The following is a 25,912-nucleotide window of genomic DNA, read 5'->3' on the forward strand; positions in this document are numbered from 1 at the left end:
TTAAAAGACTATATAGTTAGGCGGTGTTAATATGGCTACCTTTAACGAAAGTAATTATAGAAAAATCGCACTTTATTACAAAAACTTAGGTGAAAAAAAGCTATTTAAATCTTCTTTAAAGAGTCTAAGCTTAAACAAAAGAATATTTTTATTTTATTTTAAATATAAAAATATACCTATATGTGCTCTACCTAGACTAAGATCAATACTTGCTTCTAGAGCTAGCTTTTTATCATTTTGCTATAATTTTTTTAACTTTGTAAACTCAAATGGTGTTTGTGTTGAAATTAATCCTGATTCTTTGTCTCTAATTGCTAAATTTATTGTATCTCATGAGGTTGGTCATATTGTTGATAAAAATATATATAAATCTAAGGAACAATATACTGCAATAATATATTCAATAATAGATAAATTAATAGAATACAACATAGATGTTAGTAATAATAATATTCATAAAGAAAATATTCCTGATGATTTAGAAAAAAGTCTTATTGCTTTAAAGAAAAATCTAATTGATAGAGAGGTTATCGCTTGGAATAACGCTAAACTTATGGTAAACCTTAAAAATAGCCATGAAGAGTTTATATTTAATAAAGTAAAAGAGTATGCACTTGCTACTTACAATTTTGGCAATCTTAAAAATGTAGTAAAGGAACATAATATAGATACTATTTTGCGATACACAAAAAAAATTGCATAATTTTACATACTCTTATATTTTTTAAATTAAAAATGTCTCAAAATAATTATTTTGAGACATTTTACCTAAATATTAAAGTGTATTAATTATCTTGACATTATTATATACATAGATATTATAAGCCCTATAAATCCAGTACAAAACATTATGTCAATAATTTTCTTATTCATATATTCCCTATTTCCCCCTATTTATTAAGTAATGGTTCTATTATATTACTAGGTATAGTAAACTCAACTAACCCCATATACCCCGGTGCTACGTCATATTTATCAAAGCATATAACAAGTTCCCCATTTTCATTTATATAAAAGTCTTGATTTTTATCAATAGATTTAAAATTCATTTCTGCTATTTCATCATCTAACCAATAGTGTTTATTCTTATCTTTTTTCATATTCTCTCTCATTTGTTCTTTTATATTTTGACTTATAACTTCTATATAGTCATCATTTTTAAACATCCCCTCTAAAGACAATACTGTTTCATTTCTTTTATCTATATTATAAATTTTTCTTATTGTATTTGATGACCCTTGTGTATAATGAGTATAAACAACTATAGATAATAAATCGTCGTTATTTGTTAGTGTTTCATACCAAGATTCTACTAAGCTATGCCCTTGTACTTTATCTGCTTTTAATTCCTTCATTTCTTCTAAGAAATCTTCATATAATTTTTTTCCTTCTTTTTCAAAGTCATTATTTAATTTATACTCTAATTTTTTATCTGTTAATCCACTTATTTTTGGAATATCTATCGATGCCTTATATCCATTTTTATCTATACTGTAATTTTTTATTGTTATTATTTCTATTATGTTTCCTATTATCGGTATTTTAGAAAGTGTTTGTGCAAATGCTGGACTAATATTTATGCCTAAAACTACAAGTAAAAGAGATGCTGCTATTACCATTTTTTCAATATATTTTCTATTTTTAGTATTACGATTTAGTGCATTATTTACTACATCATCTAATTCTTTTGGTATTTTAATATTATCATAATCTTTCTTTAACCTTTTCAAGCTATCCTTATCCTTCATTATTAATCATCCTCTCTCTTGATGTCTATTTTTATTTTAAGTTTACTAAGTGCCTTATAAATTCTAGTTTTTATTGTACTTACGTTTTGATCTAATGTTTTTGCTATATCTTCTATTTTCATATCTTCAAAGTATCTAAGTATTATGACTGTTTTATAGATTTCATCTAAACTATCAACTGCCCTTTGTAAATCTATATCACTATATTTATCATATTCTATCTTGGAGTCTTTTAATATATCATCACTTACTACAATATATTTTTTATTTTTTCTTATGTAGTCTGTTGTAGTGTTTATAAGTATTTTATAAAACCATGGTTTTATTGTATCAGTATCTTTTAATGTATCTATTTTAGAAAGAGCCTTACATATAGCATCATGAACTATGTCTAAGGCATCATATTCATTTTTAACGTAGCTATATGCTATTTTATAAAAAGATTCTTTATTTTCAACTATATAGTCTTTTAACCTTTTTTCTTTTAGATTTTTGCTTAAGCTTAGCAGTTTCATTAATAATCTAAACCTTCCTTTCCTGTACATATATATAGACGATTTATGTATATTAAAAAGTTTTGTATTTTTTTATTTAAATATAAAATACCCTCATCTAAGTTAAAAGATGAGGGTATTTTTTATTATCTACTATATTTTGGAATATCAAATACTAAATTACTTCCTTTATCATACATTTGAACTATTCTTACCATTACTCCTGATATACCATTTGCCCAGTTTACATCTGTTGCATATTGATGCCATGAGTAATCATAGTTAAATTTCATTTTATATATGTTATTTTGTTTATATTTTGTATTTTTTATGTAATTGTGAGCTATCCATTTAGCTGAACCATCAATTGTTGCTTCTACACTTGTCCAACCATTTGAATAAGCAGCTTCAGCACCACTTACGTTTGCACTATGGTCTATTGCACCTATACCAAAGAAGTTATAAACCTTAACTGGTGATGGTAGTGGTTTACCTTTGTATGATGTTATAGTTTGACCTTGTGCTAAAGTTGATCTTCCATAAGCAGTTTCCCACATAGCATGAGATACTAGATAAGCTAAATCTATATCATATCTTTTAGCTGCATTTATAAAAGTTTGTCCTTGATTATAAAATACATTAGTTCCTGAAGATGCTGGTCTTAAAGAGTTTAGATATGAGTTTAGCTCACTAGCAGTAACTCCACCTTTATATGAATCTGTTCTTAAAAACTGCATCATTCCCTTTGTACTACCTGTAAAGTTATTTGGATTTAGGTAATATTCTAAATCTGCTCTACTTGCAGTAACAAATCCTCTTTTTATAGATGAATCTATAACATTTCCACCCATACTTGCTCTTTCTAATTGAAGTCTTACATGGTCTTCTAATGTATATCTTAGTTGTATATGATTTACAGTTGCTCCATTTATATTGGCAGTTCCTCCACCATTATCTGGAGTTTCACTTCCTCCATTAGAACCTATGCTACTTAAATACATACTAGAAACATATGCATTATTTCCTCTGTAATCTATTTTTGACCATCCATTACTTTCTTCTTTTACTTTAACTTCATCACCCTTGCTTAAAACACCTATTTTAGAATGAGATGTTGATGGGCCACTTCTTACATTTAAGAAGTCATAGTTTACTACTTTTATTGTATGGTTATCTGGATTACTTGGTACATCTGGCGTTGTACTTTCACTACTTAAATACGTACTTGATACATATGCTACATTACCATTATATTTTATTTTACTCCATCCATTGCTTTCAGATATTACTCCTACTTTGTCTCCCTTTTTTAGTGTTCCTATTTTTGAGTGAGACGTTGATGGTCCACTTCTTACATTTAAAAATTCATAATTTACTACTTTTGTTTCTTTTACACTTTCTTCTGGGTTACTTGGTACATTTGGTGTTGTATTTTCTTTACTTAAGTATGAACTTGATACATATGCTACTTTTCCATCGTATTTTATTTTACTCCATCCATTACTTTCAGATATTACTCCTACTTTGTCTCCCTTTTTTAATGTTCCTATTTTTGAATGAGACGTTGATGGACCACTTCTTACATTTAAAAATTCATAATTTACTACTTTTGTTTCTTTTATACTTTCATTATTTGAATCTGGCTTTTCAGGAGTTGTATTTGATGGATTACTTAAATATCTACTAGATACATAAGAAACCTTTCCTTTGTAATCTATTTTACTCCATCCATTACTTTCTGATATAACCCCTACCTTATCTCCTCTGTTTAGCTTTCCAACTATAGAATGAGATGTTGATGGCCCACTTCTTACATTTAAGAAATCATAATTTACTACTTTTGTAGTATTAGCTCTACTATTTATATTAGAATCTGAAACTTCTTCTAAATACTCACTATATACATAGCCTATTCTTCCATCATGTTTAACTTTAGACCATCCATTATTTTCTGATATTAATTCTAATATTGTTCCATTTTTTAATTTAGTTATAACTCTATAACTAGTACCTGCACCATTTCTCATGTTAAGTCCTTCTATTGTAACTCTTCTTTGGTTATCTGAAGAAGGATTATCATTTGATTCATTATTAGATAATGATATGTATGTAGATGATGCCCATCCAGTATTTCCTGTATTAGTTTTTATTTTGTACCATCCATCTCTTTGTTCTTCAATTGATACTTTTTCATTTTTCTTAACACTAAATATTACTGCATGACTAGTTGAAGGTCCACTTCTTACATTTAAAAAACTTGTTGTAACAATTCCTGTTAAATCAGAAGCATAAACACTACTTACGGTCATAGGCACTGCTGCTAGTGTTGCCAATGCTATCTTTTTTTTCATCTATATTCTCTCCTTGTGGATAAATTTTACATTAGTTAATAGTATAATTATACGACAGTATATTTTTTTAGTAAATCTTATCCGACAAATAAAACTCAAATTTTGTAGTTTTTTTGTAACTTTTTTAGAAATATAGATAAATTTATAATTTTAGAAGGCTTTTATTTAAAATATTTTTTATTGAGTACCTCTGCACATTTTACACCATATGGAACTTTTTTAAGCCCAGTTTCTTTTTTAAATACTTCTATTAAATTTTTATTGTTTTCAATATAGTTTTTATGGTTTGGATAAATTATTGGATATTCTAAATAAGACATAAAATATTCTAAATCTCTTCCACTACACCTTTTCCAATATCCATTCCATAATGTATTATTTATATAATCCCATTGTTCTACTGCCTTTCCATTTTCTATAAAGTACTTTATAGGATCTGGAATAGGACTTGTATTTTTTTTAAATTCAAAGTCTAACTCACATAATTCTTTTATATATTCTGTTATTTCTTCATTTAAATTTTTCATATTCTTTTCTAATTTTTCTATTCTTACTAAATCAACCTTTAATGAACTTTTCTTATATGCCTTTGCATATATTTCTAGTAATTTATAATCTTTATCACTTATCATATATCTCTACCCCTAAAAATATATTTATTATAATATTTTGATAAACTCTATTATTTACCTCTTTTTTAAATAGTAAATTGTTTATGTTTCTATATCTTATAAATTTCTTCTATCATGATATATACTATGTTATAGTAAATTCATAATATGTAATTAATTTAATGGTTTTGGAGGATATTTATGAAGATAGGAGTTGTAGGGCCTTTAGATTCAAGTCAAAAAATAAAAGAATATTTAAATGAAATAGATAATAACTTAGATGTAAAACTATATATAAGAGAAAAATTGGTAGATGCACCAGAAGTAATAATAGATTGCGAAAATGAATGCGATGGAATAATATTTACAGGATGTGGTGTTTATGAGTCTGTCAAAGCTAATCATAAAATAAACTTACCTAATGTTTTTGTATCAAGAGGTAACGCAAGTATTGTAAAAGCTTTATGGCAAGTAAAAAAAAGTAATATAGATTTAAATAAGTTTAGTATAGATGTAGTTAATAATGAGATTTTAAGTGATTCTTTGTATGAAATTGACTTTGATATTAATAATGTATTTTCTATGCCTTATTCTAATGATATTTCTGAAATGGATTATGCTAAGTGGCATATTGATTTGTTTGAAAGTAAAAAAACAGATGTAATGCTAACTGGACTTGCAAATGTTTATAATTACTTAAAATCAAAAGGATATCCAGTATTTAGACTAGAAGCAACTAGACCTCTTATAAGAGTAAGTTATAATGAACTAAAAAGTAAGTATGAATTAAATAAAGCTAAACATTCTCAAATAGGTGTTGAGATTCTTAGTTTAGTAGATTATAAAGAAAGTATGGACAAGTATTACTCTAATATGATTAAAAGATGCGACCTTGATAAAATTATAGTTGAATATGTTAGGGATATACAAGGTTCAGTATTTAATTTTGGTAGAGATGAGTATATAATATTTGCTCATAAAGGTGCTATTGAAAATGATATAAACTACAATAAATTATTTAGTTTAAAAAATGAAATAAAATCTATTGGATTTTCTCTTGCTGTAGGTATTGGTATTGGAAATACTTCATATCAAGCTGAAACAAATGGATATAAAGCATTAAAACGTTCTTTAGATTCTTCTGATTTTGATATATTCTTAATTGATGAAAATGAGTTTTTAAAAGGTCCACTAGGACTAGATAGTGAAATTAACTATTCACTTATAGCCTCTGATGAATATACAATAGATATTTCAAAAAAATCAGGACTAAGTTGTGAATCAATATCAAAAATTATAGCAATAAGCAATACTAGACAAAGTAAAATATATGATACAAAAGAACTAGCTACATACTTAAATATAAGTGATAGAAGTGCTAGAAGAATTTTAAATAAATTAGTTTCAAAAGAACTAGCAAGAGTATGTGCAAAAGAAACTAGTGAAGGCGGAGGTAGACCTAAAAACCTTGTAGAACTTTTATTTTAGTATATAAAAAAGGGCTTATTAAAAGCCCTTTTTATTTTTAATTACTTAATTATATAGTTCTATCATACTTTTCTAAGAAGCTTAGGTACTCTTCTTTAGTCATTACAGGAGTGAAGTTATTTAATATTTCATTAGCTTCTTTTGCACCATCAAATAATAAATCTACAACAGTCATAGCCATAGACTTTGCAGGTACTATATATGCTAATTCTTCATCTACTATTTCATACTCTCTAGTGTGAAGTGCTCCCTTTATACCACCTATCATTGGGTGAAGTGTCGGCATTAAATGAGATATATCACCAAAGTCAAATGAACCTGTGAAATCTCCACCATCAACTATTTTTTCTGATTCTATTCCTAAATTAACTAAGTTATCGCTAAATAATTTGTCCATATCTCTATAACGAAGTATTGGTAAATATCCTGGTATTTCAGTTAATACTACCTCTGCTCCAACTGCATTACCACCTGCTATTAATGCTCTATTTATTCTCTCACTAGCATCTATCATACCATCTATAGTTCTAGCTCTTACATATGATTCCATTTGAACATCAGCAGGTACAACATTTACTATATCTCCAGCTTTAGTTAAAATTGGATGGAATCTAACTCTTTCAGATTCTTTAAATGTTTCTCTTAATGCATTTACATTATTTATAGCAAGCATTGCTGCATTTAAAGCATTTATACCTTCATGTGGAGCTGAACCTGCATGTGATTCTTTTCCTATAAATTGAACTTTCTTTCCTATAAATCCATTACTTTCTGGACCTACTAATGCCTTATTTTCTCCCATATCTAATGAATGGAACATCATAGACATATCTATATCATCAAAATATCCTTTTTTAACAAGTTCTTGCTTTCCGCCAAAGTAAGTTATTTCACCTTTATCTTTTAATGATTGTCTATATTCTAACTCTATAAATTCTTCTGCTGGAGTAGCCATAAAAGATACTTTTCCATCAAGATTATCTAATACACCACTTTTAACTAATCCAACTGCAGCACCTAACATTCCAGCTATTTGTATATTGTGTCCACAAGTATGAGATGCACCTATTTCATTAGAATGTTTGTGCTCTTTACAAGATATTCCGTCTAATTCTCCTAATATAGATACATGAGGTCCTTTTTTATCACTATTTGCAGTAGCCATACATCCTGTAACAGCTATATTTTTTTCTACTTCTAGTCCTAATTCTTCACTTAAAAAGTTTGCTACAGCTTCAGTAGTTTTATATTCTTTATATCCGTATTCTGGATTTTCATATATTCCACGACCTACTTCTATTATTTTATCTCTATTTTCATCTATTGTTTTTATAATTAGTTCTTTTAATTTAGCTTTATTCATAATTAATTCCTCCCAAAAAATAAATATTTGTATTATATTAAACTATATAACCCCTTGCATTTTTAGTACTATATGCCCTATAGTTGCACAAGCAAAGAATATTGTTGTGAAAACTATTAAAGATATAACTACTATTTTCCAAGACATTTTCTTTAATTCTTCTATTTTATTACCTACAGATATCCCAGCAAATGCTAGTAAAGGTGTAGTTATAGCCATAAAGTTTATATTTGCAACTTGCTCATTAAATACATCTGATACTGGGTTTCCTGGTATACTAAGTATTAACCCTATTATTGTTGCAAATCCAAATGCAGGAAATATTGATTTTGGAAATAAATCTTTTAATATCATTGCTGCCATAGCTGCTGCTATCATTATTAGCATTCCAGGAAGAGCTGTAGTTATTGATACTCCCTTACTTATATACTGTCCTATTAAAATCATAGCCCCAACCATTAGCATTACTATAAGTTGATGTAAACTTCTTTTAACATTTATATTAGCAAACATTTTTTATCCCTCTCTTTACTAAGCTACACTATTTTTTGATGTTTCTTTAGACTTTCTACCTAACTTAGGCTCTAAAACTTTATATAACTTATTTGTAAATGGTAAAGTTATAAATACTAAGAATATTAGTCCAGTTAAACTAGACATCATATTACTTGTAGCCCCATATGAAAGTATAGTATCAACCATAGCAGGATCAGCTGCTATTTCTGGTACTTTTGTAAGTGCTGCTGAAGCTGCAGTCATCATACTACCACTACCAACTCCTGTTGCCATGCCAAGTGCATATGGATGAAGACCTGTATATATTGAAACAGAACCTAGTATAGAGAAGTATATAGTTCCTATTACTGTTCCCATTAAATATGTACCTAAAACACCACTACCTTCTGGTGAATTTATTCCGTATTTTTCAGATATAACTCCTAAAGAAGTCTCACGACTTATACTAGAACAAGCCCCCACAGCTTCTCTTTTAAACCCAAATAGTAACGCTAAAGGAAGTGCTACTATAGGTGCTAGTATATGCCCAAATTCTTGAGCTAAAAATGCTGGACCTGCTTGTATTATTTTTGCAAGATTAGGACCAACTGTTGAACCATACTTTATTCCAAGTAAAACAAGTGCGATACCAACAACATCCCCAGCTATATTTATTTCTTTTTCCCCAACCATTTCTTTTAATACTTTTATTTTCTTCCCTAATAAATCTGGTGTGATTATAATTCCTATAATTACTGCGTATAACATTGGGAATAATACTAAGGCTACAGAACCTAGCTTAACTGTATACTCTCCAATAAATTCGCACCCTACAACTATTAATAAAGTTGCAATCATAACTTTCATAAGACTTTTGTTATTTTCCATATTTCCTCCCTAAAAAATATAAGTATTTAACTAAGACAAAGTTCCCCTATTTAAGAATACGTTTGCCTATTTTCAAAAATAAAAACTTTACATAAAATATTTAAAGTTTTATTTTTGACATGTCATTAAGTTGTCCGTAATTAAAGAATAAAATATTTGAAGATTTTTGTCAATACGTTTTCATAACAAATATTTTTATAGTTTATATATTAGTTTTTTTAATTTTTAATATAAATTAAAAAGGCTGTAAAATACTTAAACTTAAGTATTTTACAGCCTTATTTATTAAAATATTATTTTCTATTTTCTAAGAATTTAACTAAGTTATTAACTGTAGCCATGTCACTTCTTTCTAAATCTGTTGGTTGAAGTACTATTCCTAATCTAGATTCTATTTCAAGTAATACTTGTATTATAGCTAATGAGTCTAAAAGCTCTGCTTCAAATAAATCAAAATCTAAATCATCTCTTATTTCATCACTACCTAAAACATCTTCAAATATTTCTATAACTGTTTCTTGCATTTTATGTCCTCCTTAAATTAAGCAAAATATCCTGAGAATATTAGTAGTCCAAAACATGCTATATGGAATGTTACAAATATTTGCACATATTCAAACCACTTCTCTTTTTTATGCTTTTTGTAGAATTTGGATTTTTTCTGATATATATCTGTAAGAACTAATGCTAGACCTTGATATATACCATATACTATATAAAACCATGTTAAACCATGCCAAAATCCCATAACTAACATTGTTATCATTTGAGCAACACGACCTGCTGTAGCTCTATTTTTAAATCTTTTCTTTCTCATAGAAGATATTAAATATCTTGAGAATATATAATCTCCAAACCATCTAGAAAGACTTATATGCCATCTTGTCCAGAATTCTTTCATGTCTTTACTTATAAATGGTTTGTTAAAGTTATCTGGTGCTTTTATACCAAATATATAACTTGTCCCTACAGCAAATAAACTGTATCCTCCAAAGTCAAAGAATAAGTATAAACTATAAGCATACATATAGCTTAGTGCATTTTTAAAAGTTATATCACCAGGTATTTTTGACATCCAATAAGTATTTACTAAAAATGCTATTACAAACTTATATCCAATCCCCATAAATATTTTTTTAATACCTGGAGCTAAATATTCATTTATATATTCGCTTCTTGATATATTTTTTTCTAATTCGCTTTCAAATCTTCTTGATCTATCTATTGGTCCTGAACTTAATGTTGGGAAAAATAGTACAAAGTAAATCATATCTAGTAGCTTTACTTCTTTTATTGCCCCATCATAAATTTCTATAACCATTTGTATTGTTCTAAAGTTTAAATAAGATATTCCTATAAAACCAATAGTCCCCATTGATGTATATGGTGATAATTTATTAATTATTATTGGAGACATTGATGCTAATAAAAATAATCTATATACAAGCTTACTGTCCGTTTTCTTTCTTACATATTCATATCCTTTAACTACTATAACTTCAATTACCATAAATGCTATTAAGAACTTTAGGTGTACATTTACTCCAACTATTAAAAGTATCATAAATGCAGTTGCTATCATTCCATAGTACTTTATCTTTTTTTCACAAAGTCCTAGTATTATAGCTGGTATTGACGTTAATAATAATATATAAAGATAAAAATAATCTCCATATTGTGAAAAAGTCATTAAATTTCCTCCATAAGTTTCTTTCTATCTATTTTTCCGTTTATGTTTGTCGGGAATTCATCTATAACCTTTATATTTCTAGGAATCATATATGATGGTATATATTTTCCTAATTCTTTTTTGATTATCATTCCGTTTTTAAGATTACTTAGGGAGTTCTTTTCTTTTAGCTGTACTATACCTGTTAAGTATGCTATTTTTTCATCCTTATAAACTGGTATAACTATTGCATTTTTAATGTTATCAACTTTTCTTAAGTTGTTTTCTATATCTTCTATTTCTATTCTAAATCCGTTTAATTTTATTTGGAAATCTTTTCTACCGTAGTAGTATATTCTTCCATCTAGAAGATACCCTATATCTCCTGTTTTATAAGCTCTGTGTTTTACTCCATCTATTTCATCAAAGTAAAATACTTCATTAGTTTTTTCTTCATTGTTGAAGTATCCTTTTGAAACTGAAGGCCCTATTATTACTATTTCACCTTTTTCGCCTTCACTTAATTCATTCCCATCTTCATCTATAATTTTTATCTTACAGTTTTCCATAGGGAATCCTACTGGTAAACTTTTTTCATCTTCTACTAATTCCATAGTCATATCATTTACACTTACTCCAACAGTAGCTTCAGTTGGCCCGTATCCATTTATAACTCTAGTATTTTCAAATCTTTCTAAAAGCTCTTTTGTTAAACTCTTTGGAAGTGCTTCACCTATAAATATCATAGATTCAAGCTTTGGTAACATTTCACTGTTAAAGCTCTTTTCTGTTACACAAACTCCTGCAAATGATGGTGTTGAAACCCACACTGCCATATCAGATTCACCAAATTGTCTAAATAGTTCCTTGTAGTCTGCTAATACTTTCTTTGTTAAAGAGAATAAAGTAGCACCATGAACTAATCCTGGATATATAGATGTAACTGATAAGTCAAATGAATATGCTGCTTGATTCATTATTACTTTTTCACTTCCATCTATATTTAAATATGGGCTAATCCAATCAACAAAGCTATCTAAGTTGTTTGAACTTATTTGAACTCCCTTTGGCTTTCCTGTACTTCCTGATGTAAATAAGATATATGCATTTTCATCTTCCTTTACCCAGTTAGATTTATCTATTTCTTTATTTTCATATTTTTTTATTATTTCTTTTAATTCATTTTCATTAACTACATTTAAGCCTTCTAAGTTTACTTCACTAAAGTTAAATACAACTTTTGGCTTAATTTCACCAGTTACATCATATACTCTATCTAGTGGGAAACTTATATCAAGTGGTACATATGCTCTTCCTGATTTTAAGGCACCTATCATACATGCCATTATCATATTTTCCTTGTTTCCATATATAACTATTGGTGTGTTATCTTCATGTATATCTTTTAAATATAAAGCTATTGCTTCTGAGTACTTATCTAAATCTTTATAAGAAAGACTTTCATCATTACATTTTAATGCTATCCTGTCTGTATTTGCGTATTTTTTTATACCTTCAATGATTTTCATTAGTAATCCTCCTTATTAAAATTCATTATATATAAATGGTAATTCTTTAAATGATGTAAATGTCATCACTAATATAGCTGCTATTATAACTATTGTTAATGTAATACTTATCATTAAGTATTTATTGTTGATTAAATTTTTTAAATAATTTTTCACAAACATCTACCCATCCTTTCGTACCAAGGTGCATAACATCTCTTAAGTAATATTTTTCAGTTTCTTTGTCTCTTAAATCTATAACATCAAAACCTTTTTGTTTTGCCATGTTTTCTGCTTTATCATAAAAAGCATGTCTTTCTTCTTTTGATATTCCTGTTAAGTTATAGAACTTGTCCATAGATGGAAGCATAACAACTACTGGCTTTATTCCTAAATCTTTACATACTGATAATGTTAATTCATAATCATCAAATTCTCTTGATTCTAATAGATTAACATAATCGTATTTACCTTTCATTTTATCTAGGTTTTTACCAAAGTTTTTCTCATAATATACCTTGTCTATTACTAAATCATTGTTTCCAACTCTTTTTTTAGCATCTTCAATTGCTTGTTTTGTTTCATTTTCCCAGTTAATAGGCTCTCCTTTTTTAACTTCTTTTTTTCATAGGAGCTCTTAATAACTTTTTAAATAACATTCCCTTGTCTTTTAACACTACTTCAAATTGTCTTGCTTTAAAGTAAGGGTATAATAAAGTTTTTTCTACTTTTGAAGTGAATGAATTATCATTATATAAATTTGCATATACAGCTTCTGGCTTAAACTCTCCAGATCCAGCTAATAGCTCACTTGCTCTTTTTGCAAACTCCTCTTTATTTTTCTTTGATATTTCAGGATTTTGTAAAAAGGCATAAAATTGAACAGGCGAAAATCTACCTTGGTAGTGGTGAGCTGTAACACCGCCTTTATCCATAAACCATTGCATAGAAAGTAGTAATACAACTTTTTTATCTTTTATATTAGGGTCTGTACTCCCAATTATAGTTGCATCTTGTAAATTTTGAGTATATGCCTTTCCTATTATAAATACTTTATTTTTACTTCTATTTGTATTGAAATAGTAAGTAGGATGCTGCTTTGTAGCATGTCCTAGTTCTGATGAACCTATCATCATAATGTCATTTTGTTTTAAAAGATGATTATTTAATATAATTCCCTTATCCTTTTCCACGCTTAGAGGATAATTCATTACAGGAATTAAGTCTTTTTTATTTAATAGGTCTTTTATCTCATGGTCTAGGAATTTGTCTAGCCCAAACAAGAATATTCCTCCTATTAATATCGGCACAATGAAATAAGTTATTTTTTTCATATTTCTCTCCTCTAATTTAATCGTAATACTTAACTATTTTATTACTTTATCGACATATATTCAATAACACTTTTGTAACTTTATGTTTTTTTAATGTATTTTTAAGGTTTTTTTAAATTATTTTTAAAATCATTTTATACTTAAATATTTTATTTTTAATATATTTCAAATAAAAAATATAAGTTTTTTATAATTTTTCTTTTAGTAAGTAAAAATTTACATAACAAAAAAGTATAGATATATCTCTATACTTTTTCTTTTGGATTAATATTTTATTTTTTAATAGTTTTATATTAACAATACCCTTAATTAGTTAAGTTTAGTCATTTTTCTAATATTAAAATACTATATTTATATAATTAGTCTTTTTCTTATCACTAAGTATATAAACATATTTTATTATTTTATTATAATATATAGTTTAATTTTTTAAAAATTTTGTAACTTAAATTTTTTAAATTCTATCAATTTTGTCATTTATAATATTTCTAACTTGAACTTCACTTATGCCAAATTTTCTAGATAATTCCTTATAATTACCATTAAAATCTTTTTTTATAATCTTATTCCTAACAGGCTTAGTAATACTACTTTCATTAGGAATATATACGCTACTTCCTCCAGCAAACTTAACAAGCTTTTTAAAAGAATCTATTCCAATAACGTCAGCTAAATCCTTAATAGACTCTGGTAAATCATCTTTAGTTAAATAATCTAGCATAAATAGCACCTCCACCTTTAACTTCAATATTTTTAATATACTTCCTTCTATTTTTAATTATAAAATATAATACCCTACGTCGTTTTTTCATACATAGGATATTTAAATTTTTTTATAAAAAACTTTAATTTCTATTAAAACCACAAATACCTATACTTATTATCAAGAAGTAAAAAATAAAGGAGGAATGATTATGGCAGTAACTGCAACTAAAAATCCATCAGGATTAAAGTTAAGATTTGACTGTGGTATGGATGATGTAACTGGAAAGACAAAGGTAAAAAGTAGGACTTACTTTAATGTTGACCCAGAAGCAACAGATGATGATGTATATGCTGTTGGATCTGTTATAGCATCACTTCAAAGTAATACGTTACTAGAAGTAGCTGTAATAGATAATACTACATTATCAGAATAGGTTATTAAATTATATGGAGGTGTATTATGGAAATTACAAAGAAATTATTAATGAGCTTTATGACAACATCAGGAAAAAAAGTTTCTATATCAGTAGATGACCCTAGAGAAAATTTAACTGAATCAGAGATAAAAACAGCTATGACTACTATACTTTCTAAAAATATATTTAAACCAGGTGGAGAAAACTTTGCATCTTTAGTAGAAGCTAAGGTTATTGAGACTAATACGACTGAGTACGACTTGGTTTTATAGTTAATAAGGCTATGCTATTTTTAGCATAGCTTTTAATTTATTGAAAGGATGTGTTTTTATGAATTCTGAATTACAAAATCTTATAGCTTCTGTTGGCTTTCCTATAGCCCTTAGTATGTATTTGCTTGTAAGGATTGAAGGAAAGCTTCAGGTTCTATCTGATAGTATTAATGAATTATCTAAAAATATAATAGGAATGAAATAAATGAGCTGTAAAATACAGCTCATTTGTTGTTTATATTAAGTTATCATAAAATCAACTTCTATTTACTCATAGCCTACTTTAAACACTTATCTACTATGTTTTCTACTATAATCATATACTTTTCAATTGACTCTATAAACTCTTTAATTGTAATATTTTCATCTATTGGTATATTAATAGATGCTATCGTGTTAGACCCATTGTAAGGTTTTATATTACTATCTCCAAGATCATGAATTTCATTATGTACTAAACCTTTTACACAATCTCTTTTAGTTATATATTTTTGATAATCATCTTCATTTGTTTTTTCTATTAATCTTTTTCTAGGTATATATGGTCTAGGTTCATAATGTAGAGGTAATGTCATCTTTTTATTAAAAATATCAAAGGATGCTTCTAGATGTATATCATAACAATCTTTTGTTATTTTATAAGTGTCATCTATAAATCGTGCTTTTTCATTTCCTATCCAACTATCTTTAGATATTTTTGCATAATAATTTAATCTTCCATTTCCACCTGCTTTTCCAATTTCTCTAACACTTAGTCCACTTTTGCCTTTTATGTTTTTTACTATATTTTTAAACTTTATAAATGCCCTAGTTTTATCTTCTTCATTAAAACAACTATCTATAAGCTTTTCATCTTCATTAATATCTAGATCTTTATAGAAATCTTTTAGTATTGATACAAAATCAAAATATATTCTTTTTAATACATCATCTTCAATATCTACGTCTACATTTTCAATTAAATCTTTATATGTTATGTTTTTAAATTTATCCCCAGTAGGTATTTGCTCAGGAATTAAAGTTAAAAATATAAACTCTGTTGTTATATCTTTATTTTTTAATTCCAATAACTTATTATCTACTAAATCTTTTATACATTTTTCATCTGAATACCTTAAAGTTTGATTAAACCCTTCATCTGCCTTTAACTTGTTTTCTATTATTAATAATCTTGAATCTTTTTCATTTTCTAATGTTACAATTATATCTGGAATACCAGCTGATGTTGCTATTCTTGTATAAGCCTTAACGTTAAAATCTGATGGATTTTCTATATTTAAAATATTTTTAATAAATGAGTTTCTAAATACTTTAGATTCATTTATTAATCCAACTATTAAGTTGCTTATTATATCTTCTTTGTACGTTATTCCTAATAAGTTTACTATATTCATTTTATCCCCCATGTTTTATAGTTTATTTACATCAAAATTTAATATAGTTTTAATCACCCACATATTTAAAAATATTAATTTTATTTTTTTACCTTTTTCTTTAAGCTTTATTAAAAAAGCAAGTCTATTAGCAACCTGATAATATTCATTATGCCAAATATCAGATTTAATATTTTCCCAATCATCTTTACTTACTATAAACTCTTATTTTATAATTTATAAAAAATATTTATATTTAACTGTAATATTATACCATATTTTATATTTACCTGAATCGCAAATGAAAACATTTACTACTGTTATAAGATATATCCATACTTTTTATGATTCATAATCAAGTCTAAATCACTTAATATATTTTTTTAATTATTTATTTACGATTTTTTGTATATTAATTCCATTTTAGGACATACTTTAAATATCCTACTAAAATTAATCCATTATTATTCTTTTTATACTTAATATAATTTACCAACTAAAGAAGACAGGTAACGGAAACCTGTCTTTTTTAATACCTAAATATACTCTAAAATATTTATAATTTACCATCTAATACTTTTTCATAAAACTCCATACTTATCTCTTCTAAACTTTTATTATCTTGATTAAAATTATTTTCTATTAAGTAATTACAAAATTTTAAATCATAGGCATAAAGTGATTTTTCACTTTTATTATTATAGTACTTATATTCTAAATACTTTGCAAAACCTTCAACTAAATTTTCATCACACCATCCTACCCAATCATAAGCATCTTTACCTATATTTTCATAAGTATCATATAAGTCTTTATCTTTTATTAATTTATTTGCCATTTTTTTAAAATCAATTCCCTTTGTAAAGCTTTTAAATAATTCATGTGAATACTCATGAAATGGTGTACTTAACAGATCTTTTTTAGTTGTATTTGGTAGAATAGTTGATATTTTTAAATTACCTTCCTCAAATCCCATAGCTCCAATTGGTGGTAAATCATAATAAAATACAGCCTTATAATCTTTTTTAAATTTTATTCCACTACTTTCTTCCATAAATTTAAAAATATCTATATTTTTATTTTCTAAAAATGAATTTACCTCTTTAGTATTTTTTTCAATCATATAATTGTTTTCTTTTATTAGTTCCTTTAGGTGTTCTTTATAAAAATATTTAAAAAATATATCTATATTATCTTTTTGCATTTCACTTAGTTCAAGATTAGATTGACTATTAAGTCTTTCTACTATTTCTTCAACACTAGCATTGTCATCTAGTGAAATAGTCTCTGAAACATATGACCAATTGCCATGATTTTTAAATATATTTATAAGTTTTCTTTTCATACTAGAGTCCATACTTGAGTAAGTATCTTTCAACCACTTATAATACTCTAATCCATAATTACCTGTACTACTATAAAATTCTTTGTTAAATGTAGTAGAGTTTCCAATGTTAGTTCTGTATACATCATATGCAACTGTAATTAAAGAAATCTTTAAAGTTAACCCCTTAACTTCAATATTATTGTCACTAATATTTATCTCACTATTACTACAACCTATACATATTAATAGTGATAGTGATAAAAACAATACTATTAATTTCTTTTTCATTTAATCCCCCTTAAATATATTTATAATTTAATAATTTTAATATAAATATATTTAAAGTATAGTCTTACAAATAGCTAAAAGTAAATTTAAAATTTTTAAAGTTTTAGTACTATCATAGTAAAAACTATATCTAATTAAAATCTAAAATATATAAATGTGTACTATGTAGATTTCAAAGAAATTGTTGAAACTATAACTAATAAGTACAACTTGGCTTTATAAAATTTATTTTACTCATTTTTATTGTTTGCTCTATAAGATTAAATGGTTGATTTTTTTCACAAAATAAGGTTGTCCAACAAGACAACCTTATTTTTACTATTTATAAAAAATTCAATTTCTAATAACCCGCATCATCAATTTTCCAATTGCTTGTTTCATTATCCCTTATCAATACCCATTGATAGTCTGTATATGTTGTATTTGGTTCTAAAACAGGATTATTACTAAATCTATCAACATCAAAATTTGATAGTAAAACAATAACATTTTCTGCCTTAGCTCCATTTTCCAAACCACGTCCATATTCTAAATAAGCATCAACTAAGTGATTAGATTTCTCTTCATCATACCATATCTTTGTTAAAGTACATCCTTCAAAACCAAAATTATCTTTAACACATTTAATTGCATTATCTATTTCCTCTTTAGAAAATTTAGTAGATTCACTAACTTCAATTTTAATATCATTAGATACTTTTCCTTTATTACATCCAACTAATGAAAATATTGATAATATACAACAAAAACATATAATAAGTTTTTTCATATAACTCCCCTTTATTTTATAATTTGGTAATAATAAATATTACAATAATTTATTATTACTATTATTTTACATAATATGGTAATATATCTCAATTTTTATATTATATAAACTTAATTTCTCTATTTTACATCCTTAAATTTTTGTATAAAAAATAAATTTTACTATGAATAAGTATATTTTTAATTTTTATAATATCTATCCCCTCATCCTATAATTAAGCTTCTTTCCTCTAATCTCACAAATATAATCACCACACATCTCAATAAGCCTACTACAAATAGCCTCATCAATGTCCATAAGCTCACTAACTCTCTTTTCACAGCTTACAATAACAGGCAAATTATTAAAATATCTATGATTTACAATCTCAAAAATAATATTAACATCACTATCACTTATCCTACCCTTAAACAAATCATCAATTAAAAGCACTCTAGCATTTTTATACCTATTCATAACCCTATTATAATAAACCTCATCCATAATATTTTGCTTAAGTTTCGTTATAACATCCCTATAACCCATATACACTACACCTACACCACTATCCATAAAATAATTAGCAATAGCAAGACTTAGGTGGGTCTTGCCAGAGCCCACCTGTCCTAAAAACATAATAGAGTTTCCCCTACCTTCTTCAATTTCATCAAAAAACTTAACATAGTCATTAGCCTTTTTATAAGTATCCATTAGCATAATATCTACTGAGTAGTCAAAGTTATCAAATCTCTTATTTCTAAACTCTTTACTAATTCCACTCTTTTTTAAAATATCTTCAGCTTCTCTAACCTTTTTACAACTACAAGGAACTGCTATATCATCATCTATAATAAAAGTCATATCTCTACACTTATAACATCTATATTCTTTTGAGTTCTTCTCTAAACTTTCTAAGTTGTTCTTCACTTGGCTTTTGATAAAGTACTCCATCCTCTTTTTCATGTTCTGTGGCATATTTAAATTTTCTAGACTCATTTTTATACTTTCCATAACTACCACCCCTATTTTTCTCACCAGCTTCGTATTTTTCTTTTTCTTTTTCTTTTTGTTTTTCTTTTTGTTTTTCTTTTTCCCCATACCCATACTCAAAGTTGTTTTCTACTTTAGCTATGGGTATAGATACACTATCCATAGTGGTATTTATATTTCCCCTGTCTATAGAATATCCATACCTATCACATTCTTTTAAAAATAAATTTATAAGGTCAATGTTTTTAATATCTAAAAGTTCCTTTTCAACACATTTTTTAACCTTTGGACTTACCACCTTATTGTGCTTAAGCCAATTTTTAATAAAAATTTCTTTACTTTCCTCACTATAAATAATTTTTCCATATTCCTCAAATCTTTTAAGAAGCTTTTCTACTGTTTCTCTATTGTATCCTGTTTCTGTTTCTATAATCCTTTTAGGTAATTCATATATTCCACATTGACTAGTCTTGCTATTTGTCATAAGGTAAATATAAAAATATTTCTCTTCTGGTGTTAAATCAAGTACAAAACCATCTTGCCAATAATCTATGTGTATATGCCTATAAACTGCCATATCTATCCCCCTATTTAAATTTACTATTTTATAAAATCATTATTTCTACTATAAAAACTTAGTTAACTAATTCCATACTTTCATTAATATCACTCTCAATGCTTTTCTTAAATTCTAAACACCCTTGATGTAGTAGTTTTCATGTATTTTTCTGCTAGTTCTGGGTGTTCTTTTTTTAATCTTTTAGAATCTAATATATTTTTACTTTGACTTTTCCAACTAATCTTTCTATCTCCAATATAAGCTATTTCATATTCCTTCATTTGACTTTGTATATATTGTTCTATAGCCTTTTTCTCAGTATCAAGCTCCTTTATTAGCCCTACTACATCATCATATCTATTTAGGTAGTTTTCCTTTTCAAATAGTATTATCTCTTCTTCCTTACTTTCTTTATAAATATTTTTAAGTATTTTTGAATAATCATCACTTCCATCTGGTACAGGAATATTTTCTCCTAGTACACACTTTTCCCAAAACATTTTCTCTAACTTCATAATTTCTTCTATAATTTCTTCATCTCTATCTATTTTATGAATAACTAAATCCTCATTACCTATAAGTGCTGCTACATAACAATGAGTAGCTCCACTTACTGCCATATAATGATGGCATTGAACTTTAATATATATTGGCACTCCTTCTTTCCACTCTCTTTTTAAGTAGCTTCCACTTACCTTACACTCTAAAAATGCTTTTTCTCCAACAATAGCTCTATCAATATTTGCTAATGCAAATGGATATTTATCATTTTTAAGTATCCCATTTATATTTCTAACTTTTTTATTAGTTTTTAGGGCAAATTCTCTAGCAACAAAATCTTTTAACTTATTACCTAGTTCCATTTTATAATTTGTATAAATAGTATCTTCAATATGTTGTGTATTTTTATTTAATATACTATTTATAGTTTTATCATCTATATTATTTACATTATTTTTCATATATCTAAGCTTTTCTAAATAAACACTTACAGAACTTTTATAAGGATTAAGCCCCACTACACTAGCTGCATCACTTCCCCCAATGCCTTTTCCCCTTTCTTTTAGCCATTCATATTTACTCATTTTTTTAGTATCATAAATTACATTAGCCTCTAAAAATTTTCTCATTAGTTACTCCCCTTTATATTTATTTGTTAATTTTATTATTTTTTTATAATCTATTTATCAATCATTTCTAAAAAGTATTTCTGACCTTTTCCAGTTATAAGTGTTGTTGTTGATATTATTTCACCTTCACTTGTATTTACAATACTTTCAGATACTTTAAAAAGCCCCCTTTCTATATACACTTGTTTTGGCATATTCTTTTCTTTTCCATTTTTTATAAGATATCCATTATCTCTTAACATAGTAAATAGTCTATTTCTTCCTATTTTTATGTTATTGTTGTTTAGTATTTTAGCAAACTGTCCTATTGTTATTGCATCTTCACTTGTAGCTATAGTTTTTGCAAAATTAACAAGTGGTTTATTTAGTTCTATATTTTCTTCAAGCTTTCTAGCTTTTTTCTCTATTAACATTCTTTTATTTTTTTCTTCTTTTAATTTATTTACCATTTGTATTATAAAATCTGGATCTTCTAATGCCTTTTCTATAACATCTTCATTCATATAAGCTCCATGTTTTCTAATAGAAGGTATTACTTCTTCCATTATCCACTTTTCAAACTTTTTAGCACTAGGTAGTTTTGACCTTAAAATTAATCTATACACATTACCTTCATCTATAAATTTCTTTCTTACATATTGTATTACTTCACTACCATCATTTCTAAAACCAGTAACTACCCCCACGTCGGAAAAAATTACCCCATCTTTTTTACAATGTCTTATTATTGTATCTCTAGGATTTATATATCCTAGTATCTTAGCAAGTCCTATAGCTTCTATATATTCTTTGTTATTTACTACTATCACATTTATATCCCCAAACTCTTTATTAGAAAATACTTTTAAATCTCTCATACTATGCCCCCTATTATTTTTATGTATTAAATCTTCACAAACAATATAATTATTTCCCTATATAAAAGTTGTGATAATACTTAATATCATATTTTGTATATTTTTATTATCATTTTTTAATAACTTTCCTCTATTTATTACCTTTTGGTAATATAATAAGTAAAAATTTTTGTATAACTAATTCTCAACATCTAAGTTTAAAAATATATCATTTACATCTTTAATATTAAGATTTAATACCTTACTTATTTTTATTATTTCTTCTAATGAAAAATCCAATTTTCCATTTTCTTTTTGATTATAAGATTTTGCATTCATCCCCATCATATTTGCTACTTTAACTTGTGTTAATCCAAGTAATGCTCTTTTTGATTTAAGTATTCTAAGTCCCATTATTTTACTCCCCTATCTCTATTTTATTTTTTATTATAAATATTTTCTTGCTCCTTTGTAACTAAATAGTACATCCATATTTTGTAAGTGTCAATCAATTTTTGATAATTTTATTATACAAATTATCATTTTTTTTAGTGTTTTTTAATTTTTGTATATTTTTATTACCATATGTACATTTTTATTTCCTTTTTTGTAACACTGTGATATTATTAACTTATAGAGTAGTATTTGTTAATTTTAACCAAAGGAGAGTGAATAATTTGGAGACTATTGCACAAAGAATTTCTAGAGCTAGACGTTATTTAAATTTAAACCAAAAAGAATTAGCAAAAAGAGCAAATATAACAGAAGCTAGTTTATCTAGATATGAAAATGGATTAAGAGAGCCAAAGTCTGCTGTACTTTCAAGACTTGCCGATGCACTAGAAGTGTCTACTGACTACTTACTAGGTCTTACTTATGAAAGAACTTATGATGAATGTGATATAACTAAAAAAAGTGAAAAAGATATTAAAAATATATTAGAAAATGCTGAAGAAATGTTAAAACAAGATGGGTTAATGTTTTGTGGTAAACCAGCTTCTAAAGAAGCTATAGATGGAGTTTTACAAGCTATTAAAATGGGGATGCTTTTAGCTATAGATAAAGAGAAAAATAAATAGTAATAACTTTTAATTTTATTGGCAATTTTACTTTGCGATATGAGCGAAGTGATTTTTGAGCAACGTGTTGTCGAATGAGCAAAGCGATTTTTATGAAGGGGAGATTGATTTTGAATTTAAAATATATAAAAGAAAAAGTGAAGACTCTAAAAGAAAATTATCCAGGGTCTAGTGCATTAGATTTACTTCATCATTTTAAAGTTGTTACTTATTTTTTTGATGATAGCTTAGAATCTGAATTGCCTGAGGGGTGTTATTTTAAAATTGATGGTATAAAATTTGTATTTATAGATGCCAATCTTTCTGATGAAGATAGAAAAAGAGTTTATGCTCACGAACTTGGACATGTTCTACTTCATCCAGATATAAATACTTTAGAAGTTGAAAAATATGATCCTGTTCTTTATGAAAAACTTGAAAAAGAAGCTGAAACTTTTGCAGCTGAGTTTTTATTAGATGATGATGTTTTTATGAAATATTTTACTAGTTGTAATTATAAAATAGCAAGTCATGAAAAAGTACCTGTTAGATATGTTAATATGAAGGTAAATAATTTAGATAAGTCCGTTAGAAAAGACTATGAGCAATTTTTTGCTATGAATCCTCACTATATTTCCTATTAAATAATATTGGTAATAAATTTTACCAATTTTTTATGCCTAATTTTAAATATTTATAAAAATATATATTTTTTAACATATAAAAAGAGCAATATTTCTAATGCTCTCTTAGTTTTAGTATATTAAAATTAATTAATTTGATTTTCTTCAATTAACTGTGGATGTATATTGTCTATCATGCTTTTTATTTTACCTTTATACATAAGTTTAAATATGCCCCACGCTATAACTCCACCTAATGTATTTAATATTAAATCTTCAACATGAACAACTCTTATATACGTAAGTCCAAATATATTCATAAATAACTGAGTCAACTCTATTGATAATGATATGAAAAAAGCTATCTTAGTAGAAGACTTTAAATCTCTTGATTTTTCACTTTTTGCACATATATACAGTATAAATGGCATTAATAAAACTAAATTTCCAATTACATTTCTCATTATATTTCTAAGATAAACTCCATATTTAAAATAATCTAAAAATGGAACTATACTTATATTACATCTTTCTATAAAGCTTAATTCTTGTAAATATGGCAATGTTTCGCCTATATTTATAGGTAAAATAGTTATTCCTATAAGTAAAAATAAATATATTGCAAATAGATTAGTTAAAATTTCATCTCCAATATTAAATTTAATACCCTTTTTTCTTCTGTTTATTAATATTATTATTCTTGCAATTATCCATATTGGTAATCCAAAAATAAATAATCCATGTAGTTCTAATGAATACATACCTTACTTCCCCTCTGAATCTTGTCTAAATTTACAATACTTAATATACCATGATTGTAAATTTATATCAATTAAGTCATAAAAAATATCCACTTTACTTTTATCGTTTCAAATAATTATTTTATTTCTTTTTCAAAAATAATTTGATAACAATACGATGCTGCATATGGAGCTATGCCAGTATTTTCATTTACTGGAACAATAACTTGCTTTAATCTCCATCCATTTTTTGCTTCTTCTTGAATAATATTTTTACACTCCTCAAAAGTATCACCAGTTTTAACATTCCATCCTTTTTTTAATGACACTTTTATAAATTTATACTCATACATATGGCTTTCCCCCAATTAAATAAATACTTTCTTTTATTTTTTATCCTTTATTTGTCTAACCAATGAAGTAATAAAATATGCTATAAATATTATAAACAATCCTATATTAACAGAATTAAATGAATTTTTACCATTTAATATAAACACATAAAAAAATAATATTATTGCTATCCCACTTAATATTAATCTTAGTTTGTTTGAGATCATATAACATTCCCCTTTTCATTTGATTTCACAGTAATAAATCCTAAAATTATCCCTAGTAAACCTACTATTAAATTAATATATATATCCCATAACTTCCCCCCTTTATTTAATTATAGCAATTGCTACAGGTAATATATAACAATAAAGTATATTTTCAGTAAATATAATCCCTTATAACATCTTTATCCATCGTATAAAAACCTAACTCTTTCATCCTATTAAAATAAACACTTCCTGCAAATGTAAATCTTAACTTATTTCCACCTTCTTTATGCATTTCATTATTAGAATAAGCTATAAAGTCACCTATTAATAAATTAGTTGGAAGTTGAAGTAAA

32 protein-coding genes and 1 pseudogene are annotated in these 25,912 nt (G+C 26.2%); 7 read left to right on the plus strand and 26 right to left on the minus strand.

The genetic code is table 11. The features are described from left to right. Nucleotides 1-31 precede the first annotated feature (31 nt). Nucleotides 32-703 (plus strand): hypothetical protein, encoded by a 672-nt coding sequence (locus I4U89_RS06895; protein WP_195939661.1) that lies wholly within the window; start codon nucleotides 32-34, stop codon nucleotides 701-703. A 187-nt stretch (nucleotides 704-890) separates the two neighbouring features. Here I4U89_RS06895 and I4U89_RS06900 read toward each other — a convergent pair whose 3' ends face one another. The 4 genes from I4U89_RS06900 to I4U89_RS06915 form a co-directional block, all read right to left on the minus strand. Beyond that, a complete protein-coding gene (locus I4U89_RS06900) occupies nucleotides 891-1,748 on the minus strand; it encodes a DUF3298 and DUF4163 domain-containing protein (RefSeq protein ID WP_195939662.1) in 858 nt (285 codons plus the stop codon). Between the two features lie 2 nt (nucleotides 1,749-1,750). Continuing rightward, the gene (locus I4U89_RS06905; protein WP_195939663.1) at nucleotides 1,751-2,263 is read right to left on the minus strand and encodes an RNA polymerase sigma factor; all 513 of its coding nucleotides are present in this window, start codon (nucleotides 2,261-2,263) and stop codon (nucleotides 1,751-1,753) included. A gap of 125 nt (nucleotides 2,264-2,388) precedes the next feature. Continuing rightward, the gene (locus tag I4U89_RS06910) at nucleotides 2,389-4,593 is read right to left on the minus strand and encodes an SH3 domain-containing protein (RefSeq protein ID WP_195939664.1); all 2,205 of its coding nucleotides are present in this window, start codon (nucleotides 4,591-4,593) and stop codon (nucleotides 2,389-2,391) included. A 161-nt stretch (nucleotides 4,594-4,754) separates the two neighbouring features. After that, the gene (locus tag I4U89_RS06915; RefSeq protein WP_195939665.1) at nucleotides 4,755-5,225 is read right to left on the minus strand and encodes a hypothetical protein; all 471 of its coding nucleotides are present in this window, start codon (nucleotides 5,223-5,225) and stop codon (nucleotides 4,755-4,757) included. Between the two features lie 180 nt (nucleotides 5,226-5,405). On the opposite strand from I4U89_RS06915, the gene I4U89_RS06920 reads away from it, so the two are divergent. Next, on the plus strand, nucleotides 5,406-6,692 hold the full coding sequence (locus I4U89_RS06920; protein WP_195939666.1) for a transcriptional regulator: 1,287 nt from the start codon (nucleotides 5,406-5,408) through the stop codon (nucleotides 6,690-6,692). A gap of 49 nt (nucleotides 6,693-6,741) precedes the next feature. On the opposite strand, the gene I4U89_RS06925 is transcribed toward I4U89_RS06920, so the two are convergent. The 10 genes from I4U89_RS06925 to I4U89_RS06965 form a co-directional block, all read right to left on the minus strand. Continuing rightward, nucleotides 6,742-8,055 (minus strand): M20 family metallopeptidase, encoded by a 1,314-nt coding sequence (locus tag I4U89_RS06925; protein ID WP_195939667.1) that lies wholly within the window; start codon nucleotides 8,053-8,055, stop codon nucleotides 6,742-6,744. 42 nt (nucleotides 8,056-8,097) lie between these two features. Continuing rightward, nucleotides 8,098-8,568 (minus strand): hypothetical protein, encoded by a 471-nt coding sequence (locus I4U89_RS06930; protein WP_195939668.1) that lies wholly within the window; start codon nucleotides 8,566-8,568, stop codon nucleotides 8,098-8,100. 18 nt (nucleotides 8,569-8,586) lie between these two features. Then, the gene (locus I4U89_RS06935) at nucleotides 8,587-9,438 is read right to left on the minus strand and encodes a DUF3100 domain-containing protein (protein ID WP_195939669.1); all 852 of its coding nucleotides are present in this window, start codon (nucleotides 9,436-9,438) and stop codon (nucleotides 8,587-8,589) included. A gap of 293 nt (nucleotides 9,439-9,731) precedes the next feature. Further along, nucleotides 9,732-9,962 (minus strand): D-alanine--poly(phosphoribitol) ligase subunit DltC, encoded by a 231-nt coding sequence (dltC, locus tag I4U89_RS06940; RefSeq protein ID WP_092924705.1) that lies wholly within the window; start codon nucleotides 9,960-9,962, stop codon nucleotides 9,732-9,734. Between the two features lie 17 nt (nucleotides 9,963-9,979). Beyond that, a complete protein-coding gene (gene dltB / locus I4U89_RS06945; protein ID WP_195939670.1) occupies nucleotides 9,980-11,128 on the minus strand; it encodes a D-alanyl-lipoteichoic acid biosynthesis protein DltB in 1,149 nt (382 codons plus the stop codon). Beyond that, nucleotides 11,128-12,636, minus strand: a complete 1,509-nt coding sequence (dltA, locus tag I4U89_RS06950) for a D-alanine--poly(phosphoribitol) ligase subunit DltA (protein ID WP_195939671.1) — start codon at nucleotides 12,634-12,636, stop codon at nucleotides 11,128-11,130. Before dltA ends, dltB begins: the two co-directional genes overlap by 1 nt. Before the next feature lie 15 nt (nucleotides 12,637-12,651). After that, nucleotides 12,652-12,792 (minus strand): hypothetical protein, encoded by a 141-nt coding sequence (locus I4U89_RS06955; protein WP_195939672.1) that lies wholly within the window; start codon nucleotides 12,790-12,792, stop codon nucleotides 12,652-12,654. Beyond that, entirely contained in the window at nucleotides 12,758-13,213 is a 456-nt protein-coding gene (gene dltD / locus I4U89_RS15825) for a D-alanyl-lipoteichoic acid biosynthesis protein DltD (RefSeq protein WP_330615544.1), read from the minus strand. The genes I4U89_RS06955 and dltD (I4U89_RS15825) overlap by 35 nt, the downstream gene beginning before the upstream one ends. 13 nt (nucleotides 13,214-13,226) lie before the next feature. Further along, the gene (gene dltD, locus I4U89_RS15830) at nucleotides 13,227-13,949 is read right to left on the minus strand and encodes a D-alanyl-lipoteichoic acid biosynthesis protein DltD (protein WP_279311316.1); all 723 of its coding nucleotides are present in this window, start codon (nucleotides 13,947-13,949) and stop codon (nucleotides 13,227-13,229) included. Between the two features lie 454 nt (nucleotides 13,950-14,403). Next, nucleotides 14,404-14,670 carry a Mor transcription activator family protein gene (locus tag I4U89_RS06965; protein ID WP_195939673.1) on the minus strand — a complete coding sequence of 89 codons (267 nt, stop codon included), beginning with the start codon at nucleotides 14,668-14,670 and terminating at the stop codon, nucleotides 14,404-14,406. A 193-nt stretch (nucleotides 14,671-14,863) separates the two neighbouring features. Here I4U89_RS06965 and I4U89_RS06970 point away from each other — a divergent pair, with 193 nt between their 5' ends. From I4U89_RS06970 to I4U89_RS06980, 3 genes are read left to right on the plus strand one after another with little or no spacing between them, the layout of a single operon-like run. After that, nucleotides 14,864-15,088 carry a DUF1659 domain-containing protein gene (locus tag I4U89_RS06970; protein WP_195939674.1) on the plus strand — a complete coding sequence of 75 codons (225 nt, stop codon included), beginning with the start codon at nucleotides 14,864-14,866 and terminating at the stop codon, nucleotides 15,086-15,088. A gap of 26 nt (nucleotides 15,089-15,114) precedes the next feature. After that, nucleotides 15,115-15,342: a DUF2922 domain-containing protein gene (locus tag I4U89_RS06975; protein ID WP_195939675.1), complete on the plus strand. Its 228-nt coding sequence runs from the start codon at nucleotides 15,115-15,117 to the stop codon at nucleotides 15,340-15,342. Between the two features lie 58 nt (nucleotides 15,343-15,400). Then, a complete protein-coding gene (locus tag I4U89_RS06980) occupies nucleotides 15,401-15,547 on the plus strand; it encodes a YvrJ family protein (RefSeq protein ID WP_092924691.1) in 147 nt (48 codons plus the stop codon). Nucleotides 15,548-15,620: 73 nt separating this feature from the next. On the opposite strand, the gene I4U89_RS06985 is transcribed toward I4U89_RS06980, so the two are convergent. The 8 genes from I4U89_RS06985 to I4U89_RS07020 form a co-directional block, all read right to left on the minus strand. Beyond that, nucleotides 15,621-16,736, minus strand: coding sequence for a hypothetical protein (locus I4U89_RS06985; RefSeq protein WP_195939676.1), 1,116 nt, complete (start codon nucleotides 16,734-16,736; stop codon nucleotides 15,621-15,623). A 535-nt stretch (nucleotides 16,737-17,271) separates the two neighbouring features. Next, nucleotides 17,272-18,330, minus strand: coding sequence for a hypothetical protein (locus I4U89_RS06990; RefSeq protein WP_195939677.1), 1,059 nt, complete (start codon nucleotides 18,328-18,330; stop codon nucleotides 17,272-17,274). Nucleotides 18,331-18,670: 340 nt separating this feature from the next. Continuing rightward, the gene (locus tag I4U89_RS06995) at nucleotides 18,671-19,099 is read right to left on the minus strand and encodes a DUF4829 domain-containing protein (RefSeq protein WP_195939678.1); all 429 of its coding nucleotides are present in this window, start codon (nucleotides 19,097-19,099) and stop codon (nucleotides 18,671-18,673) included. A 195-nt stretch (nucleotides 19,100-19,294) separates the two neighbouring features. Continuing rightward, nucleotides 19,295-20,074: an ATP-binding protein gene (locus I4U89_RS07000; protein ID WP_243279180.1), complete on the minus strand. Its 780-nt coding sequence runs from the start codon at nucleotides 20,072-20,074 to the stop codon at nucleotides 19,295-19,297. Then, nucleotides 19,959-20,645, minus strand: coding sequence for a replication protein (locus tag I4U89_RS07005; protein ID WP_195939679.1), 687 nt, complete (start codon nucleotides 20,643-20,645; stop codon nucleotides 19,959-19,961). Before I4U89_RS07005 ends, I4U89_RS07000 begins: the two co-directional genes overlap by 116 nt. Nucleotides 20,646-20,752: 107 nt before the next feature. After that, on the minus strand, nucleotides 20,753-21,757 hold the full coding sequence (locus I4U89_RS07010) for a YqaJ viral recombinase family nuclease (protein ID WP_195939680.1): 1,005 nt from the start codon (nucleotides 21,755-21,757) through the stop codon (nucleotides 20,753-20,755). 50 nt (nucleotides 21,758-21,807) lie between these two features. Further along, complete coding sequence (locus I4U89_RS07015) at nucleotides 21,808-22,614, minus strand: phage antirepressor KilAC domain-containing protein (protein WP_195939681.1); 807 nt, start codon at nucleotides 22,612-22,614, stop codon at nucleotides 21,808-21,810. Nucleotides 22,615-22,791: 177 nt separating this feature from the next. Further along, a complete protein-coding gene (locus tag I4U89_RS07020; protein WP_195939682.1) occupies nucleotides 22,792-23,007 on the minus strand; it encodes a helix-turn-helix transcriptional regulator in 216 nt (71 codons plus the stop codon). Nucleotides 23,008-23,270: 263 nt separating this feature from the next. Here I4U89_RS07020 and I4U89_RS07025 point away from each other — a divergent pair, with 263 nt between their 5' ends. Continuing rightward, entirely contained in the window at nucleotides 23,271-23,672 is a 402-nt protein-coding gene (locus I4U89_RS07025) for a helix-turn-helix domain-containing protein (protein ID WP_195939683.1), read from the plus strand. Nucleotides 23,673-23,782: 110 nt separating this feature from the next. Then, nucleotides 23,783-24,295: an ImmA/IrrE family metallo-endopeptidase gene (locus I4U89_RS07030; protein ID WP_195939684.1), complete on the plus strand. Its 513-nt coding sequence runs from the start codon at nucleotides 23,783-23,785 to the stop codon at nucleotides 24,293-24,295. A 125-nt stretch (nucleotides 24,296-24,420) separates the two neighbouring features. On the opposite strand, the gene I4U89_RS07035 is transcribed toward I4U89_RS07030, so the two are convergent. The 4 genes and pseudogenes from I4U89_RS07035 to I4U89_RS07050 all read right to left on the minus strand — a co-directional run. Next, nucleotides 24,421-25,035, minus strand: a complete 615-nt coding sequence (locus I4U89_RS07035) for a VanZ family protein (protein WP_195939685.1) — start codon at nucleotides 25,033-25,035, stop codon at nucleotides 24,421-24,423. 116 nt (nucleotides 25,036-25,151) lie between these two features. Beyond that, nucleotides 25,152-25,367 (minus strand): DUF4177 domain-containing protein, encoded by a 216-nt coding sequence (locus I4U89_RS07040; protein ID WP_195939686.1) that lies wholly within the window; start codon nucleotides 25,365-25,367, stop codon nucleotides 25,152-25,154. Nucleotides 25,368-25,400: 33 nt separating this feature from the next. Further along, nucleotides 25,401-25,574, minus strand: coding sequence for a hypothetical protein (locus I4U89_RS07045; protein WP_195939687.1), 174 nt, complete (start codon nucleotides 25,572-25,574; stop codon nucleotides 25,401-25,403). Between the two features lie 154 nt (nucleotides 25,575-25,728). Next, a pseudogene (locus I4U89_RS07050) lies at nucleotides 25,729-25,912 on the minus strand (FAD-dependent oxidoreductase); the annotation flags it as partial.

The sequence above is a fragment of the Romboutsia sp. 1001713B170131_170501_G6 genome (assembly GCF_015668195.1).
Taxonomy (GTDB): Bacteria; Bacillota; Clostridia; order Peptostreptococcales; family Peptostreptococcaceae; genus Romboutsia_C.